This is a genomic window from Chryseobacterium sp. Tr-659 (assembly GCF_011752975.1).
In the GTDB taxonomy this organism is placed as follows: Bacteria; Bacteroidota; Bacteroidia; order Flavobacteriales; family Weeksellaceae; genus Chryseobacterium.
Genome location: NZ_VWWP01000012.1, coordinates 87,094 through 103,936 on the forward strand (window position 1 = coordinate 87,094; position 16,843 = coordinate 103,936).

The 16,843-nt window shown below is 37.4% G+C and carries 12 protein-coding genes; 3 read left to right on the top strand and 9 right to left on the bottom strand.

What is annotated here, in order from left to right:
• Window positions 1-4: 4 nt before the first annotated feature.
• The 7 genes from F3J23_RS20250 to F3J23_RS20280 all read right to left on the bottom strand — a co-directional run bounded on the left by F3J23_RS20250 (window position 5) and on the right by F3J23_RS20280 (window position 7,715).
• Window positions 5-1,267 (bottom strand): serine hydrolase domain-containing protein, encoded by a 1,263-nt coding sequence (locus tag F3J23_RS20250; RefSeq protein WP_167033154.1) that lies wholly within the window; start codon window positions 1,265-1,267, stop codon window positions 5-7.
• Between the two features lie 326 nt (window positions 1,268-1,593).
• Window positions 1,594-2,523 carry a 2-hydroxyacid dehydrogenase gene (locus tag F3J23_RS20255; RefSeq protein ID WP_167033156.1) on the bottom strand — a complete coding sequence of 310 codons (930 nt, stop codon included), beginning with the start codon at window positions 2,521-2,523 and terminating at the stop codon, window positions 1,594-1,596.
• A 45-nt stretch (window positions 2,524-2,568) separates the two neighbouring features.
• Window positions 2,569-2,949 (bottom strand): GxxExxY protein, encoded by a 381-nt coding sequence (locus F3J23_RS20260; protein ID WP_167033183.1) that lies wholly within the window; start codon window positions 2,947-2,949, stop codon window positions 2,569-2,571.
• Between the two features lie 91 nt (window positions 2,950-3,040).
• On the bottom strand, window positions 3,041-3,583 hold the full coding sequence (locus tag F3J23_RS20265) for an acyl-CoA thioesterase (protein ID WP_167033158.1): 543 nt from the start codon (window positions 3,581-3,583) through the stop codon (window positions 3,041-3,043).
• Window positions 3,571-4,323, bottom strand: coding sequence for a hypothetical protein (locus F3J23_RS20270; protein ID WP_167033160.1), 753 nt, complete (start codon window positions 4,321-4,323; stop codon window positions 3,571-3,573). Before F3J23_RS20270 ends, F3J23_RS20265 begins: the two co-directional genes overlap by 13 nt.
• Before the next feature lie 238 nt (window positions 4,324-4,561).
• The gene (locus F3J23_RS20275) at window positions 4,562-6,679 is read right to left on the bottom strand and encodes a TonB-dependent receptor (protein WP_167033163.1); all 2,118 of its coding nucleotides are present in this window, start codon (window positions 6,677-6,679) and stop codon (window positions 4,562-4,564) included.
• A gap of 277 nt (window positions 6,680-6,956) precedes the next feature.
• The gene (locus F3J23_RS20280; protein WP_228455392.1) at window positions 6,957-7,715 is read right to left on the bottom strand and encodes a WG repeat-containing protein; all 759 of its coding nucleotides are present in this window, start codon (window positions 7,713-7,715) and stop codon (window positions 6,957-6,959) included.
• A 301-nt stretch (window positions 7,716-8,016) separates the two neighbouring features.
• On the opposite strand from F3J23_RS20280, the gene F3J23_RS20285 reads away from it, so the two are divergent.
• Both F3J23_RS20285 and F3J23_RS20290 read left to right on the top strand, forming a co-directional pair.
• Complete coding sequence (locus tag F3J23_RS20285; RefSeq protein ID WP_167033167.1) at window positions 8,017-10,797, top strand: bifunctional aconitate hydratase 2/2-methylisocitrate dehydratase; 2,781 nt, start codon at window positions 8,017-8,019, stop codon at window positions 10,795-10,797.
• 48 nt (window positions 10,798-10,845) lie between these two features.
• Window positions 10,846-13,113 carry an aconitate hydratase gene (locus F3J23_RS20290; protein WP_167033169.1) on the top strand — a complete coding sequence of 756 codons (2,268 nt, stop codon included), beginning with the start codon at window positions 10,846-10,848 and terminating at the stop codon, window positions 13,111-13,113.
• 62 nt (window positions 13,114-13,175) lie between these two features.
• Here F3J23_RS20290 and F3J23_RS20295 read toward each other — a convergent pair whose 3' ends face one another.
• Both F3J23_RS20295 and F3J23_RS21765 read right to left on the bottom strand, forming a co-directional pair.
• Window positions 13,176-13,871, bottom strand: coding sequence for a response regulator transcription factor (locus F3J23_RS20295; RefSeq protein WP_167033171.1), 696 nt, complete (start codon window positions 13,869-13,871; stop codon window positions 13,176-13,178).
• A complete protein-coding gene (locus F3J23_RS21765; RefSeq protein ID WP_167033173.1) occupies window positions 13,868-15,067 on the bottom strand; it encodes a sensor histidine kinase in 1,200 nt (399 codons plus the stop codon). The genes F3J23_RS20295 and F3J23_RS21765 overlap by 4 nt, the downstream gene beginning before the upstream one ends.
• A 368-nt stretch (window positions 15,068-15,435) precedes the next feature.
• On the opposite strand from F3J23_RS21765, the gene F3J23_RS20305 reads away from it, so the two are divergent.
• Window positions 15,436-16,843 (top strand): cytochrome c biogenesis protein CcdA (locus tag F3J23_RS20305; RefSeq protein WP_167033175.1); only part of this gene is annotated, 1,408 nt, incomplete at its 3' end.

The following is a 16,843-nucleotide window of genomic DNA, read 5'->3' on the forward strand; positions in this document are numbered from 1 at the left end:
AACATTATTCTCCAAAAACTTCCTGTCCGGAATTCAAAGTATCTTTATTGTCATTCATAACGGTATGAAGTTTATCTTTCTGTAAAGGAAAATCCTCAAATAACCCTGAAAGTGCCAATGCTGTATATACTTTGTTCGAATATTTATTTCCTATCGCTACGATAGTTACTTTAGACTTAAGAAGATGTGCAAATACTGAATTTGTACCATGCCACCATCCGTTATGATATGTCAGCTTCTCTCCGTTATCAAATATTTTCATTCTGAAACCAAGCCCATAATTGTTCATTCCAGCCTTTTCATTACTGTAAGGCTCAAAGATCATCTGCATCAGTTCCGGTTTCAAGAAATCTTTTGAGAACATAGCCTTCGAGAAGTTATACATATCCCTTGGCGTTGTATACAGGTTTTTATCACCGTAAATAAGATCCAGCCTGTCCAAAGGATATAGTTTATTTCCTCCGTAATAGAAAGACTGCGCAGCGGTTGGGATATCTTTTTCCTGGAAAATGTAAGAATTATTCATTTTCAATGGTGTAAAAACCATTTCTTTCATGGCCTGCGGAAAAGGTGTTTTTGTCACTTTTTCAATCAGTAAAGCCAATAGTGCGAAATTGGTATTGCAGTACATAAACCCTGTATCGGTATCTCTTGCAAGATCAGGTTTATATTTGATGATCATATTCAATACATCTTCATTGGTAATGAATGGTTTTGAAAGCTCTGCCGGTGCAGGCTGTATCTTGGTTATAAAATATTCATATTTCGGAAGCCCGCTTCTCTGGTCCAGTAAAGTCTGAACTGTAACATTGGGATAAGGAAATCCCGGGAAATACTGAGTAAGATGATCAGTTAATTTTATTTTTCCGGCTTCCACCAATTTCATCATCGCCATTGCAGTAAGCGTTTTTGAAACGGATGCTACATGCAAAGGAGTATTTTTATCAATAGGCATCTGATTTCCTTCTCTACCGAAGCCTCTGTAATTTTCATATAGAATCTCATCGCCTTTCGCAACAAGAATTCCTCCGCTTAAATCTCCTGCTTCCCAGATCTTTTTGTAGTACTGATCTATATAATTTACGGTTGTCTGCTTATCTAAAAGCTGGCCATCAGCCTTAGTAAAAACTTTGCTCAGATCTACATTTCCGTAGTTGGGAAGATTCGTTGTATTCTCTGCTGAAGCTTCTTGGGCTTCAGATTTTTTTTTACACGAAAACAGAGATAAAAAAACAGTTAAGATAAGTACAAAATTACGCGTCGTCATGAGATTCAAAATGAGCGGCAATTTAATAAAACTCAAAACGAAATAATAAATATGAAAGGGATATTATGAATTATTTAACATAAATAAGGAAGAAATTTTAGAAAGAGGAAAAGAATAAAAAGGTGAAAGGGCTAAAAGAGTAAAGGAAGCCAAGAAGTCAAATTTGAAACTCCATTTATGAGTTCCAGCCAAGATAGTAAAACCCAAGCCTCATGTTCTTTTTTTAAAATATGACAAAACCATAATCTGTTTACAGCTAATAAAAAGGCGAATCCACTTTTTTGCAAATTCGCCTTTCCAATTTTCTGCTTTCTCAGCTTAACTACCTAACAATGTGAAACTACAATTTTATCTACAATAAATTGAGCCAGCTTCTCCTTGCTCTGATGAGTCCATCCGGCAATGTGAGGCGTTACAATAGTTTTTTCAGATTCAAGCAGGTATTTCAGATCTTCGTTTTCTGTTTCAAGATGTTCGAAAGAAGACTTTTCATATTCCAAAACATCTAAGCAGGCTCCTTTTATTTTTCCGGACCTTAATGCATCTACTAAACTTTTAGTTTTTACATTTTTTCCTCTTGCCGTATTTACAAAATAAAAGTCATTTTTCATCTCATAAATAAACGTTTCATCTATAAGATAATGAGTTTCCGAAGTCAGAGGAATATGTAAACTTACTACCTCTGCCTCTCTCTTCAGTTCATCCAGCGAAACCTGTGTGGCATATTCGTCAGAAAGGCCTGGAAGAATGTCATGGAAAATAACTTTACATCCAAATCCTGAAAGTCTTTTAGCCGTAGCTTTTCCCATATTACCGTATCCTATAAGTCCAACCGTCTTTCCCAGAAGTTCATCACCTCTGTTCTCTTCTCGCTTCCAGATACCGTCTTTTACTTCCTGAGACGCTATAAAAAGCCTGTTCATAATAACCAGCAGCATTCCCACTACATGTTCTGCTACAGAATCTCTGTTTCCTTCCGGAGAATTGATCAGTTGAATTCCCAGTTCTTCTGCAGCAGGAATATCAATATTTTCCATTCCGGCTCCTACTCTTGCAATAAACTTCAGGTTCTTCCCTTTCTCAAGGAAGTTCTTATCTAAAGGAATTCTGCTTCTGATGATGATTCCGTCATAGTTTCCAATCTTATCACAAACCTCATCATAAGAAGATGTAAAATCTTCTTCCAATATAAAATTCTTAGCCAAAAGCTGTTCAGTGATAAGAGGATGGTTTTTATCTAAAAGGAGGATTTTCATAATTTAAACACGAATAGCACAAATTTACTTCACAAATAACACAAATTATAATGTCCCGTTGATGACCCTTTTTACTCCATTTTTATATTGGATTGTATTAAAATTAATCAACATTCCAAGTTTACAATTACCTAACCGGAGATAAGTAAGTATTTGTGCAAGATGAATATCATTTAACGATTCCACAGATTTTATTTCCAACACAAATTTTTTCTCAATGAGAAAATCAAGTCTATACCCTACATTTAATTTTACATCTTCATAAATCAATGGCATTGGCTTTTGTCTTTCTACAAGAAAATCATGTTTATTCAATTCATAAAACAAACATTCTTCATATGCGCTTTCCAAAAGCCCCGGTCCTAATGTTTTATGAACTGTATATCCGGCTTCATAAACAATTCTTGATATATCATTTTCCGAAATATCCATTTTATTATTTTTTCATCTAATCCGGCATAAATCATTTGTGAAAATTTGTGCCGGCTATTTGTGTTATTTGTGTTTTATAATATTTCTATTTTTTATCTTTTTTAGATTCCTGTGGTTCCTGGAATAATTTCTTAAGCTCCACAGATTCTAAAGGTTTCATTCTTCCTGAAAGAATCAGAGAAAGTTCTTTTCTACGGAATGCCGCAGCATATCTTTCTTTTTCTTCTTCTGTTTCCGGAACCATTTCCGGGATAGGAATGGGACGATTGAATTCATCTACTGCCACAAAAGTATAAATACCTGCATTGGTATGAATTTTCTTCTGATTGATCGGGTCATCCAACCAAACATCCACATATACTTCCATAGATGTTGAAAATGCTCTGGAAACTTTAGATTCCAGTACCACTACACCTCCTTCCGGAATTGGGTGGTTGAATGAAACGTGGTTTACAGACGCAGTTACTACTCTTCTTTCACAGTGTCTTGCTGCAGAAATGGACGCACATCTGTCCATTTTCGCTAACAACTCACCGCCAAAAAGATTTCTTAAAGAATTAGTTTCGTTCGGAAGAACGATATTGGTCATGATAGTCAGAGATTCTGACGCTTTTTTTATTTTTGCCATTGAGTCTTAGTGTTCTTTTGAGCTGCCGGAACGGGCTTTGTTTGTTGTCCGACAGGTTTTACAATTGAATCTTTTTTCAAAGAATCTGAAACTGGTTTTTCCGGAGCATGCACCATCACTTTAATTGTATCTTTTACAATTCTGTGGGTAGAAGTCTGTACGGAAACTTTATCGAATGATTTTTTTCCAAAAAGAAGTTCCTGCTGGGTAAACGCAAGATATAAAATTCCAAGAACAGGAATCAGTAAAAGGAAAACCCAAAGAATTGTCTTCTTGAATTTAAAATCCTTTTCACGGTTTATGGAAGCATCTACTTTCTCTCCGTTATTGATATCGGAAAATCTGATTTCTTCCAATCCGTAGAAGTCCGGACGGCCTGCTTCTATTCTTTTCCCTTTGAAATGAGTATGCCCTTCTTCAATGAAGATGGTTCCTAGGTTTTGAATTTCGAGAACCTGTTCGGCCTGAAGTTTTTTCTTCCAGAAATCGGTCTGAATCTTCAGGTCACTTCTTGAAGCTTCCAGAGACATCTGCTTTTGTCCCGCTATAAAAGCAGTAAGATCTTCATCTTTTACTTCATAGTCTATCGTAAATTCAATCTGGCTGGCCGGAGGCAGGATGCTCCCGTTATCAGAATTGATAATTGCCTTAGAATTTTTCAGTGAAAACACCCCAAAGGCTGGTACCGTGGCAGTTCCAAATTGTTTTAAGTATTCTAAAATGTATGCTGAAATATTCATTTGGTGGCAAATTTATAACTTTTTCGTGACTTTTGAAGATATTTAACGGATATAAAAAAAGACCGCCGAAACAGTCTTTTTAGTTATTCCTTATTAAATCCGGACTACGATTATTAAAACTTTGATTTTTAAGCCTAAGACTTATTTTCAGAAGGGTAAAACGGCTAAAAAACCAAAAGGGTTAATTAATATCTATTAGGCTGATCTTTCGCAATTGTACCTTTTGTCATTCTGCCAACTATTGAATCTTCCAGCTAACGCCAAACATAAAATTGGTTCCCGCCTGTGAAAAATAGTACGGAGTTCCTTCATAAACAGATCCGTTATTCACATATTTTTTATTGAACAGGTTATTCACCAGCAGTTTTAATGCAATTTCATTATGAGCTATTTTAAACTGATATTGTGCATTAAAATCTGTCAGAAAATAATCTTTAAGCTGCAGGTTTTTATCTTCCGTATTGTCAAGATACTGTTTTCCAACATATTGATTCATTAAAGCAAACTGGAAATTTTTATTTGGAGTGAATTTCAGTCCCAGATTAGCAATGACATCCGGAGAAAAAGAAATCTGTGTATTTCCAAGACTTTTAGGAACATTATTATTTTCAATATTAAAGTCAAGATTTCTGTTCTGGCTTACAGTAAGATTAGCGGTAACCTCCCATTGCTTCGATAATTTTGCAAGTGCCCCAACTTCAATCCCTCTTCTGTAACTTTTCCCGGAATTTGTTCTGATGAATGCTCCTACGTTATTAAGCTCGCCATTTAAAACCAGCTGATTAACATAATACATATAGTAAATGTTTGCTGTTAATGACAAAAACCCAAACTGTTTTTCAAGTCCCGCTTCAAAATCATGAAGCTTTTCTGCTTTTACATCATTATTAGCCATCAAATCATCTCTGTTCGGTTCGCGGTGTGCATGTGCATAAGACAGGAATACTTTTCCACCTTCAATCTTATAATTAACACCGGCTTTAGGATTGAAGAACAGCCAGTTTTTATCCAGATTTGCACCTTCATCATCACCAGCCATCAGGATCTTGGTATTGTAATTAATATTTCTAAGCTGTAAGTCTCCAAAGAATTCAAAATTATCAACCCTGAACAAAGCTTTTGCAAACCCTGCCACTTCATTCTTCACGGAACGATTTCTGTAGTATTCACTTTCATCAATCTGAGGATAGAAAACTCCGGTAACATTCCCGAAGTGCCTTCCATAATATTGATTGGCAACTACTCCCACATTCAGATCCAGATTTTCAAACTTACCGTAAAGCGTTGAAACCATTCCGTAAAAATCGTTATTCAGCCATTTCTTTCTGATAAAATCTGAAGACTTTATAGTTACTCCGTTATCTATGATGTCAGGCAGGTTGTATTTTGAAAAAGAGCTTCCTTGTTTGTAATTTTCGTAATATCCTTTTCCTTTTGTATAATGGAAAGTTGTTTCCAGATTCCAGCGGTCGCTGAATTTTTGTTCCCAAAGCAACTGGTAATGGTTCTGTCTGTAATTATCCGTTTCATTATCATAGAACCCGACAATATTCTCCCAGCCGGCATCATAAATTGCTCCTGACGGGTTGAATTTAGGATCAGTTTCCCATGTCTTTCTATCAATTCCGTTCCAGGCCTGGTACGTTTTTTCTTTTCCTCCGAAAGCCATCAGACGTAATTTTGTATTTCCTTCTTCAAACAGGGCTGTAAAATTATAAGAATGCAGGTCTGATGAAGCCCTGTCTATATAACCGTCGGAATGAATATGGGTATATCTTCCCATTACAGAAAGACGGTTTTTCCAGAATTTTCCGGAACCTGCTTCAGCAGAATACTTATATGTATTGAAAGATCCGTAGCTGTCATCTGTTTTAAAATAGAATTTATCTTCAGGATCTTTTGAAATCACATTGATACTTGCCCCGAAAGCTGAAACTCCGTTATTGGAAGTTCCTACTCCTCTCTGAATGACAATCTGTGAGGCAGAACTCGTTAAATCCGGTACATTGACAAAAAAAGTACCCTGGCTTTCCGAATCATTGTAAGGAACCCCGTTCATCATCACATTGATTCCCGTGCCGGAAACCCCACGAATTCTAAATCCTGTATATCCTACTCCATTTCCGGCATCCGAGGTGGAGATAATTGAGGTTTGGTTTTTTAAGAGAATCGGAAGATCCTGTCCTAAGTTTCTTCCGTCTAAATCTTTCTGAACATTAATGATTTCCTTCGCTACCGGAAGTCTTTTGGTAAAGCTGACTGCTTCAATTTCTCTTACTTTCAGAGAATCTTTATTCTGCGCCTGGATAAATGCTACAGAGCCTACACTAAGCCCTAAAAAAAATAATCCTTTCATTCTATAAATCTTTAAAATTTAATGAATAAAAGGGGATCGATAAGATATTATACAGTTCCGACTTTCAGGAAGTCGCGTCCCTAAACGGCATTACCCGTTCCAGGTTCATTGGGTATAATCTCAGCCTGTTACAGCACCCCTTTATTTCAGCCGCGAAATTACGAAAAATATATGAGATGCTAAGAGTGAAGTGAAGGATACGAAGCAAAGATTCATTATTCAGGAAAATAGGAGTTATCAAATGATAAATTACTCCTACTCACCCATTGACAAACCTTTAGTATGTTTTATTGTTTGCGTCAATATAATAGTAATTGGTTCCATCTTTTGTAACTTCAAACATCTTGCCCAGTTTCCAGCTGAAATTTCGTTTAATATTCGAATATTCGAAAGGAATAATAATTTTGTTATTCACATCAATCACCCCGAATCTATCGTTATTGGAAGCTACAATCATCGGGTTGGCTACATCGTCTCCTTCCATAATGAAGAGATACTGATACTGAGGATAGATCTGATATTGTCTGTAATCTGCAGCATTTACAAATTTTGATTTTTCAATGATTCCATAGAAGCCATTTAAAACATAAGCCTGAAACAGCTGTTGTTTGTATTCTTCGAATTTACATTTTCCAAAATCTGCATCTTTGAACTGATACACCCTTTTTCCGGTCTTATCAATTCTGTATGATATCATATCTTTTTCTACTGTTGCATAATTGTTTGTTCCAAACTTGCGAACTTTCAGGTTCGGGGAATTCAGGAGATTACAGTCTTCGTAAAAAAAGACAGCAATGTGGTATTCCGGCTGAATGATAAACTTTCCGTTTTGATTGACATAGCCGAACTGATCTCCTTTCTTTTTAGGAATCAGAACAGGAATATCTTTATTAACCACTACCAGATCAGGATTCGGTTTACTTACTGAAGCGCCCTTTTTTACTGCATTTTTCGCGGGAACTTTCTTCACAGATTTAGCCTGTGAGAAAACGAAAACCGAAACAAAAACGCATAAAAGATTCAGGATATTTTTCATATTCACCAATTGTCTGCAAAAATACGACCAAAAATAGATATTATAAAATTCATATTTATAAAGAATCTAAATAATTTCACTCCCATAAAATATTAAAATTTCGTATTTTTGGGAACATTTTGAATTGTTTAATAATTTTAAAACTTTTAAAAAAACGTAGATTATTCTGACTTTATTCCGGTTCAAAATTGCATATCAAAATGCGGAAACTCAAAATGTTATAATTGTGACCGGCAAGAGAGGAGCAGCAGCAACAATAGCTGCTTTGTACATCTACCTTTAAAAGTGAAAGACTTCTATTATGAATATTTATAAGGATTACATCAAAGAGATTGATGAGAGAAAAAACCAGGGGCTTCATCCAAAGCCGATTGATGGTGCTGAATTACTAAGCGAAATCATTGCACAAATTAAAGATTCAGATAATACAGACCGATCGGACTCTCTTAAATTTTTCATTTATAACACCTTACCGGGAACAACAAGTGCTGCAGGTGTAAAGGCTAAATTTTTAAAAGAGATCATTCTGGGTGAATCCGTAGTAGAAGAAATATCTCCTGCGTTTGCTTTCGAATTATTATCTCACATGAAAGGAGGTCCTTCCATTGAAGTTTTGTTAGACCTTGCTTTAGGCAACGATATGTCAATTGCCCACGAAGCAGCCAATGTTCTTAAAACTCAGGTTTTCCTTTATGAAGCGGATACTAACCGCCTTAAAGAAGCCTTCAACAGCGGTAACGAAATCGCAAAAGAAATCATTGAAAGCTATGCAAAAGCTGAATTCTTTACCAAGCTGCCGGAAGTAGCGGAAGAAATCAAAGTGGTTACTTATATTGCAGGTGAGGGAGATATTTCAACAGATTTACTTTCTCCTGGGAACCAGGCGCACTCAAGATCTGACCGTGAACTTCACGGGAAATGTATGATTACTCCTCAGGCACAGGAAGAGATTAAAGCTTTACAGGCACAACATCCTGATGCAAGTGTTATGCTTATTGCTGAAAAAGGAACAATGGGGGTAGGTTCATCAAGAATGTCCGGAGTAAACAATGTTGCTCTTTGGACGGGTAGACAAGCCAGCCCATATGTACCATTCGTAAATATTGCTCCAATTGTTGGAGGAACAAACGGTATTTCTCCTATCTTCCTTACTACGGTAGATGTAACAGGAGGTATTGGAATAGACCTTAAAAACTGGGTGAAGAAAGTAGATGAAAACGGAAACCCTGTTCGTAATGAAAACGGAGAAGTAGTTCTTGAAGAAGCTTATTCAGTGGCAACAGGAACTGTTTTAACAATTAATACAAAAGAAAAGAAACTTTATAACGGAGATAAGGAATTAATTGACCTTACCAAGTCTTTTACTCCGCAAAAGATGGAATTCATCAAAGCGGGCGGATCTTACGCAATCGTATTCGGTAAGAAACTGCAGACTTTTGCAGCTCAGCTTTTAGGAATTGAAGCTCCTGCTGTTTTTGCTCCGTCTAAAGAGATTTCTCATGAAGGACAAGGACTTACAGCGGTAGAAAAAATCTTCAACAGAAATGCTGTAGGAAGTACGCCAGGAAAGGTATTACACGCAGGTTCAGACGTTCGTGTACAGGTAAATATCGTTGGTTCACAGGATACGACAGGTCTTATGACTTCTCAGGAGCTTGAATCAATGGCAGCTACTGTAATTTCTCCGATCGTTGACGGTGCTTACCAATCAGGATGTCATACTGCTTCAGTATGGGATAAAAAAGCGCAGGCTAACATTCCGAAACTCATGAAATTCATGAATGAATTCGGTTTGATTACAGCCCGTGACCCGAAAGGTGAATACCACTCAATGACTGACGTAATCCACAAAGTTCTTAATGATATTACTGTAGATGAGTGGGCCATTATCATTGGTGGTGACTCTCACACAAGAATGTCTAAAGGGGTTGCTTTCGGAGCAGACTCAGGAACAGTTGCTCTTGCATTGGCTACAGGTGAAGCTTCCATGCCGATTCCTGAATCTGTAAAAGTAACATTCAAAGGAGACATGAAAGAACACATGGATTTCCGTGATGTGGTTCATGCTACACAGGCTCAGATGCTGAAACAGTTTGGAGGAGAAAACGTATTCCAGGGAAGAATCATTGAGGTTCACATCGGAACGCTTCCTGCTGACCAGGCATTCACATTTACAGACTGGACTGCTGAGATGAAAGCAAAAGCTTCCATCAACATTTCGGAAGATAATACTTTGATCGAATCATTGGAAATTGCAAAAGGCAGAATCCAGATCATGATTGACAAAGGAATGGATAATAAAAACCAGGTTCTTAAAGGCTTAATTGAAAAAGCAGATAAGAGAATCGCTGAGATCAGATCAGGTGAAAAGCCGGCTCTTACTCCGGATGCCAATGCTAAGTATTATGCTGAAGTAGTGGTAGATCTTGATGAGATTGTTGAACCAATGATTGCTGACCCGGATGTAAACAATGATGATGTTTCGAAAAGATATACTCACGATACAATCAGAACTCTTTCTTATTATGGAGGAGAGAAAAAGGTAGATCTTGGTTTTGTGGGATCTTGTATGGTTCATAAAGGAGATTTGAAAATCGTTTCTCAAATGCTTAGAAACCTTGAAAAGCAGCAAGGTAAAGTAGAATTCAATGCTCCGCTTGTAGTGGCGGCACCTACTTATAACATCATTGATGAGTTGAAAGCGGAAGGAGACTGGGAATTATTAGAAAAATATTCAGGTTTTGAATTTGATGACAACGCACCTAAAGGTGAAGCCCGTACAGAGTACCAGAATGTAATGTATCTTGAGCGTCCGGGATGTAACCTTTGTATGGGTAATCAGGAAAAAGCAGCTAAGGGAGATACGGTACTGGCAACTTCTACCCGTCTTTTCCAGGGAAGAGTTGTAGAAGATTCGGAACGTAAAAAAGGAGAATCTCTACTTGCTTCAACACCGGTTGTTGTTTTATCTGCTATTATCGGAAGAATTCCTAATATCGATGAATATAAAGCTGCGGTTGAGGGTATTGACCTGACTAAATTTGCTCCTCCAATCAAGGAATTGGTGCAAGTTGGCCACTAATACTTCAGCTGTTGATAACATAAATGTATAAACATTAATCTACGAGATATGACTTTTGATATTGATATGATCAAAAAAGTGTACGAGCGTTACCCAGAAAGAATTGCTGCGGCAAGACAGATTGTGGGAAAACCTCTTACCCTTTCAGAAAAAATCCTTTACACCCACCTTTGGGAAGGGAATGCTACACAGGCACATGAAAGAGGAAACTCTTATGTAGACTTCGCACCAGACAGAGTAGCTATGCAGGATGCAACAGCGCAGATGGCGCTTTTACAGTTCATGCAGGCAGGAAAAGCTAAAGTAGCTGTTCCTTCCACTGCTCACGCCGATCACCTGATCCAGGCGAAAGTAGGTGCTGATAAAGATTTACAGGAAGGTATCAACAAAAACTCTGAGGTATTCAACTTCTTAAGTTCTGTATGTGATAAGTATGGAATCGGATTCTGGAAGCCCGGAGCCGGTATCATTCACCAGGTTGTATTGGAAAACTATGCTTTCCCTGGAGGTATGATGATTGGTACTGACTCTCACACCGTAAATGCAGGTGGTTTAGGGATGGTAGCTATTGGTGTAGGGGGTGCTGATGCGGTAGACGTAATGGCCGGAATGGCTTGGGAACTTAAAATGCCTAAACTTATCGGGGTAAAATTAACCGGTAAGATGAACGGATGGACTTCTGCTAAAGATGTTATCTTAAAAGTGGCAGGAATCCTTACGGTAAAGGGAGGTACAGGATGCATCGTAGAATATTTCGGGGAAGGAGCTGAATCTTTATCTGCTACAGGTAAAGGAACGATCTGTAACATGGGTGCAGAAATCGGAGCTACTACTTCTACTTTTGGGTACGATGATTCAATGAGAAGATATTTATCTGCAACAGGAAGACAGGATGTTGTAGATGCTGCTGATAAAATTGCCGAACACTTAACAGGTGATGCTGAAGTATATGCAAACCCTGAGCAGTATTTTGATCAGTTAATTGAAATTAACCTTTCTGAGCTGACTCCTCACTTAAACGGTCCTTTTACTCCGGACTTAGCAACTCCTGTTGCTGAATTCAGAGCTAAGGCTGAAGCCAACGGGTGGCCGCTAGAAGTTGAATGGGCACTTATCGGTTCTTGTACCAACTCTTCTTATGAAGATTTATCAAGAGCTGCTTCTATCGTGGAAGATGCTGTATCAAAAGGGGTAAAGCCTAAAGCTATTTTAGGAATTAATCCAGGTTCTGAGCAGGTGAAATTTACAGCGGAAAGAGACGGTTTCTTAAATTCTTTCAGAAAATTTGAAAATGCCAGAATCTTTACCAATGCTTGCGGACCTTGTATTGGACAGTGGGACAGAGAAGGAGCTGAAAAAGGGGAGAAAAACTCTATTATTCACTCTTTCAACAGAAACTTTGCGAAAAGAGCTGACGGGAATCCAAATACCCATGCTTTCGTAGCATCTCCGGAAATGGTGGCTGCTGTTGCAATCTCAGGAAGATTAGATTTTAACCCGATTACAGATACATTAACAAACGAAGCGGGTGAGCAGGTAAAACTTAACGAACCAAAAGGTTTTGAACTTCCTGCAAAAGGATTTGCTGTTGATGATAACGGATATCAGGCTCCTTCTGAAGACGGATCCAGTGTTGTTGTTAACGTAAGCCCTACTTCAGACAGACTTCAGTTACTGGAAGAGTTCCCGGCTTGGGATGGTAAAAACATCACGGGAGCTAAGGTATTGATCAAAGCTTTCGGAAAATGTACTACTGACCACATCTCTATGGCTGGGCCATGGTTGAAATACAGAGGTCACCTCGATAATATTTCAAATAACATGTTAATTGGAGCTGTGAATGCTTATAACATGGAAACCAACCACGTTAAAAATGAATTAACGGGTGAATACGGTGAAGTTCCGGCTGTACAGAGAGCTTATAAAGCGGCTGGAGTTCCAACAATTGTTGTAGGAGATCAAAACTATGGCGAAGGTTCTTCAAGAGAACATGCTGCCATGGAGCCTAGACATCTTGGTGTAAAAGCTGTATTGGTAAAATCATTCGCGAGAATTCACGAAACAAACCTTAAGAAACAAGGAATGCTGGGGATCACTTTCGCCAATGAAGCAGATTATGACAAAATTCAGGAAGACGACACTGTTAACTTCTTAGATCTTGATCAGTTTGCGCCAGGAAAACAGCTGACTTTAGAATTCGTTCACAAAGATGGAACTAAAGATATCATCATGGCAAATCACACGTACAATGATCAGCAGATTGAATGGTTCAAAGCTGGTTCTGCACTGAACTTGATTAAACAACAAGAAAAATAAGATTAATTGTTAGATCGATTAATATAAAGGCGGCTTCAATAGAAGTCGTCTTTTTTTGTTCCTTAGTCGATAAGCTTGTAACCTACCCCTCTCACATTTAAAATGGAAACAGACGGATCAAGGGCCAAAAACTTACGTAAACGTGTTATATACACATCCATGCTTCTTGCAGCAAATACGCTGTCATCTTCCCAGAGTTTAATTAAAGCCGTTTGACGTTCGAGTATATTATTTTTATGTATGATTAAAAGGTTTAACAGCTCTGCTTCCCTTTGGGATAAATTGATAATAATATTTTCATAAGAAAGTTCAAGCCTTTTAAAATTAAAATAAAATTTACCTATTGTATTATCTACTAAAGAATCTGTGCTACTTTCGGTTGGCTTTATGGAAGATCTTCTTACCAGCTTTTTTATTCTTAACATTAATTCTTCCATGCTAAAAGGCTTTTTCATGTAATCATCACCTCCAATTTCTAGACCTTTTAAAACATCTGCTGTTTGTACTTTGGCCGTCAAAAAAATAATAGGCACTAAATCATCTACCTTTCTAATGTCTTCTACTAAAGAAAAGCCATCTTTACGAGGCATCATTACATCTACAACACAAATATCGGGCTTCCCGTTTTTAAACCGGGCCCAGCCTTCTACACCATTATTAGCAACTTCAATTTCGAAACCATTCATTTCCAGGGTTTCTTTTACAACCATAGCCAGCACAGCTTCATCTTCTACTAATAAAACTTTTATTTTAGTCATACATTCAAAATTTTTATAATAAAAGTAGTTCCTACATTCAGTTCACTTTTTACTTCTACATCACCATTCAGGCTTTCTACAAGCTTTTTTACAAAATTCAGCCCCAGTCCATATCCTTTTACATTATGCAGATTCCCCTCAGGAACTCTAAAAAACTTATCAAAAATATAAGGGAGGTAGATTGAGTCAATTCCTTTGCCATTATCCTCAATATAAAGCTGGAAGCCGTTTTCAAGAGAGGAAATCCTCAAAAGTATCTCTACTCCTTCTCCCCGAGCATATTTTATTGAATTATCAAACAAATTAGAAAGAATTGTATCTATGATATAGGGATCAGTATAAAGCTCACCGTCTTTTAACTGATTAACATATTTTATCCTGACATTTTCGTTGATCATAAACCTGTTGAGAATAGGCATCATTAAATCATCCGGAATAATTTTCACCCGGTCAATTCGAAGTTTCTCATCATTAAACTGAGCAATATCAAGTATCCGGTCCACATTGTGGTCAAGTTTATTCAAAATATCATCATTAATTCTAAGATATCTTTCAGCCTTAGCGGGATCATTGATTCCTTTAAAATTTAATAATGCTTCATTTGAAGATTTCAAAATAGAAATAGGAGTACGCAGCTCATGGGTCATGTTATTGATAAAATCATTTTTAAGATCATCAAGTTTCAGTTGTCTTCTTATGGTAATCGCCATAAAATAAAGACTTCCCGCTGATAATAAAATCAAAATCAACGAAACAAGTAAAGGAATTAAATTTTGTTTGAGGAGATAGGTATCAATATTATTAATCTGAGCTTTAATAAGTATATTATCTTTTGACAATTGTACCGGCTCATAAAAAATGTTTCTGTCTGGAATCTGATCATGGGTTAGGTAAAGATTAAAATCAAGATCAATATTGTTTTTGGAAAATTCTTGTTGTACAAATTGTTTTAACTCCTTTAAATCAATCGACTTGAGTGTAGAAGCCTTTAACTTATATAGCACATTTTTTATAATAGGCATTTGGTTCTTCGGTATCTCAATGGGATTAATGATCATATCATAAGGCCCTTCCTTTATGGGATCTATCTCTTTATTAGGATAAACATATCTTTTTTTTATTGCATAATAAATCCGAGGATCGTCTTCTCGTATTACAGGCAATGAATCAAGCTGTTTAAACTGGTAGCTTTCCACACTTTTTTTTAAGAGATTACTGATTATAATATCTAAATTTTTCTCTGCAGTTTTATATGAATTAAAAATCCAGTACAGCTGAAAAACCAGTATACATACCGCAGCGACTGACGCAATTACAAATACTGACCTAAACTTCTTATTCATTTCTAATTTTCAAAAATATCTTATTACGATAACAAATATACGGCTTAATTACATGCTGAATTACAGCAGTTAACTTTGGTTAACACTAGTTATACATCAGTTAACAGTTTATACGGACAGACTTCTTTAAGTTTGCATAGTAAACCTGTCTGAGGGGCGGGTTGGCATAAAAACACAAATGATGAAAAATAAGGTCTCAAAATTTTTAATGAAACGAAAAAATGAAATTTAGAAATTGGTTTTTATTAATTCTGCTGGTGTTAGCAACGGGAATTAATGCACAGATAAAAAATCCTGTTAAGTTTAAATTCACCATCAACGATCTGGGGAATAACCAGTACGAAGCGGTTCTCAATGCCACCATGGAAAGCGGATGGCATATCTATTCCAAGGATCTTCCGGAAGATACTGGGATTCCTACCGAGTATAAAGTGTCCGGAAAGAATATTGAACTCATAGGAAAGTTTACTGAAGCGGGAAAGAAACACGAAGAGTTTTCGGAGGCTTTCGGAGGGACTATTGTGTATTATTCTAATGCGGCAGGGTTTAAGCAGAAATTCAAATTAAAGGATCCCACAAAGCCTGCGGAGGTTACTTCTGAGATTACTTATCAGACTTGTGATGACAGGGTATGCCTGGCTCCCAATACGTTAGAGTTTAATCAGAAAGTGACTCCAAAAGGGGTAACGCAAGATCCGGCGGATGAAGAAATTGCCCAGAAAGGAAAAGATTCTGTAAAAACTACGGAAACTGTTACTGAGATTCCCGCAAAGCAGGAAATGACCATTTCTGAAACGTCTGCCCTGGATCCTAAGAAACTGAAAATTGAAACGATTGATTTCAAAAATCCTTTAACGGATTGTGGTACGGCGGCTGAAAAAATGGATGAAAACTACTGGACCTATCTGTTCTTAGGTTTTATTGGAGGGCTGATTGCCTTGCTTACGCCTTGTGTTTTCCCGATGATCCCGCTTACGGTTTCTTTCTTCACCAAAGGAAATAAGAATAAGGCAAAGGGTAAAAGAGATGCTCTTATGTATGGGTTTTTCATCCTGCTGATCTTCATTTTATTAAGTATCCCCTTCCATATTATCGACGGAATTGCAGGAAATATCTTCAATGAGATTTCTACGAGTGTATGGCTCAATATTGTCTTCTTTATTATATTTATCTTCTTTGCCGGGAGTTTCTTCGGGTATTATGATATTACACTGCCGAGTTCTATTGCCAACAAATCTTCGAAGGCGGAGGAAGCGGGAGGCATCATTGGGATTTTCTTCATGGCTTTAACTCTGGTTATTGTTTCTTTCTCGTGTACGGGCCCTATCCTGGGAAGTTTACTGGGAAGCGCGGTAACGGGATCTTCCAACGTGCCGATGTTATTGACTTTTGCTCTGGCAGGATTCGGACTGGCATGGGCGATTGTTTTCGGATTACTGGCTTTATTCCCGCAGGCATTGCAGAGTCTGCCAAAATCCGGTGGATGGATGAATACGGTAAAGGTGGTTTTAGGGTTTGTGGAACTGGCTCTGGCTCTCAAGTTCTTGTCTAAAGCGGATCTGGTTTCGAAAACATTCTTCCTGAAAAGGGAACTGTTCATCGCCATATGGATCATTATCGCTTTAGGAT

Bases quoted from the DNA above. Each gene is read 5' to 3' on its own strand.
- F3J23_RS20250 (WP_167033154.1), bottom strand. From the start codon at position 1,267: ATGACGACGCGTAATTTTGTACTTATCTTAACTGTTTTTTTATCTCTG.
- F3J23_RS20255 (WP_167033156.1), bottom strand. From the start codon at position 2,523: ATGAAAATCCTCCTTTTAGATAAAAACCATCCTCTTATCACTGAACAG.
- F3J23_RS20265 (WP_167033158.1), bottom strand. From the start codon at position 3,583: ATGGCAAAAATAAAAAAAGCGTCAGAATCTCTGACTATCATGACCAAT.
- F3J23_RS20270 (WP_167033160.1), bottom strand. From the start codon at position 4,323: ATGAATATTTCAGCATACATTTTAGAATACTTAAAACAATTTGGAACT.
- F3J23_RS20275 (WP_167033163.1), bottom strand. From the start codon at position 6,679: ATGAAAGGATTATTTTTTTTAGGGCTTAGTGTAGGCTCTGTAGCATTT.
- F3J23_RS20280 (WP_228455392.1), bottom strand. From the start codon at position 7,715: ATGAAAAATATCCTGAATCTTTTATGCGTTTTTGTTTCGGTTTTCGTT.
- F3J23_RS20285 (WP_167033167.1), top strand. From the start codon at position 8,017: ATGAATATTTATAAGGATTACATCAAAGAGATTGATGAGAGAAAAAAC.
- F3J23_RS20290 (WP_167033169.1), top strand. From the start codon at position 10,846: ATGACTTTTGATATTGATATGATCAAAAAAGTGTACGAGCGTTACCCA.
- F3J23_RS20295 (WP_167033171.1), bottom strand. From the start codon at position 13,871: ATGACTAAAATAAAAGTTTTATTAGTAGAAGATGAAGCTGTGCTGGCT.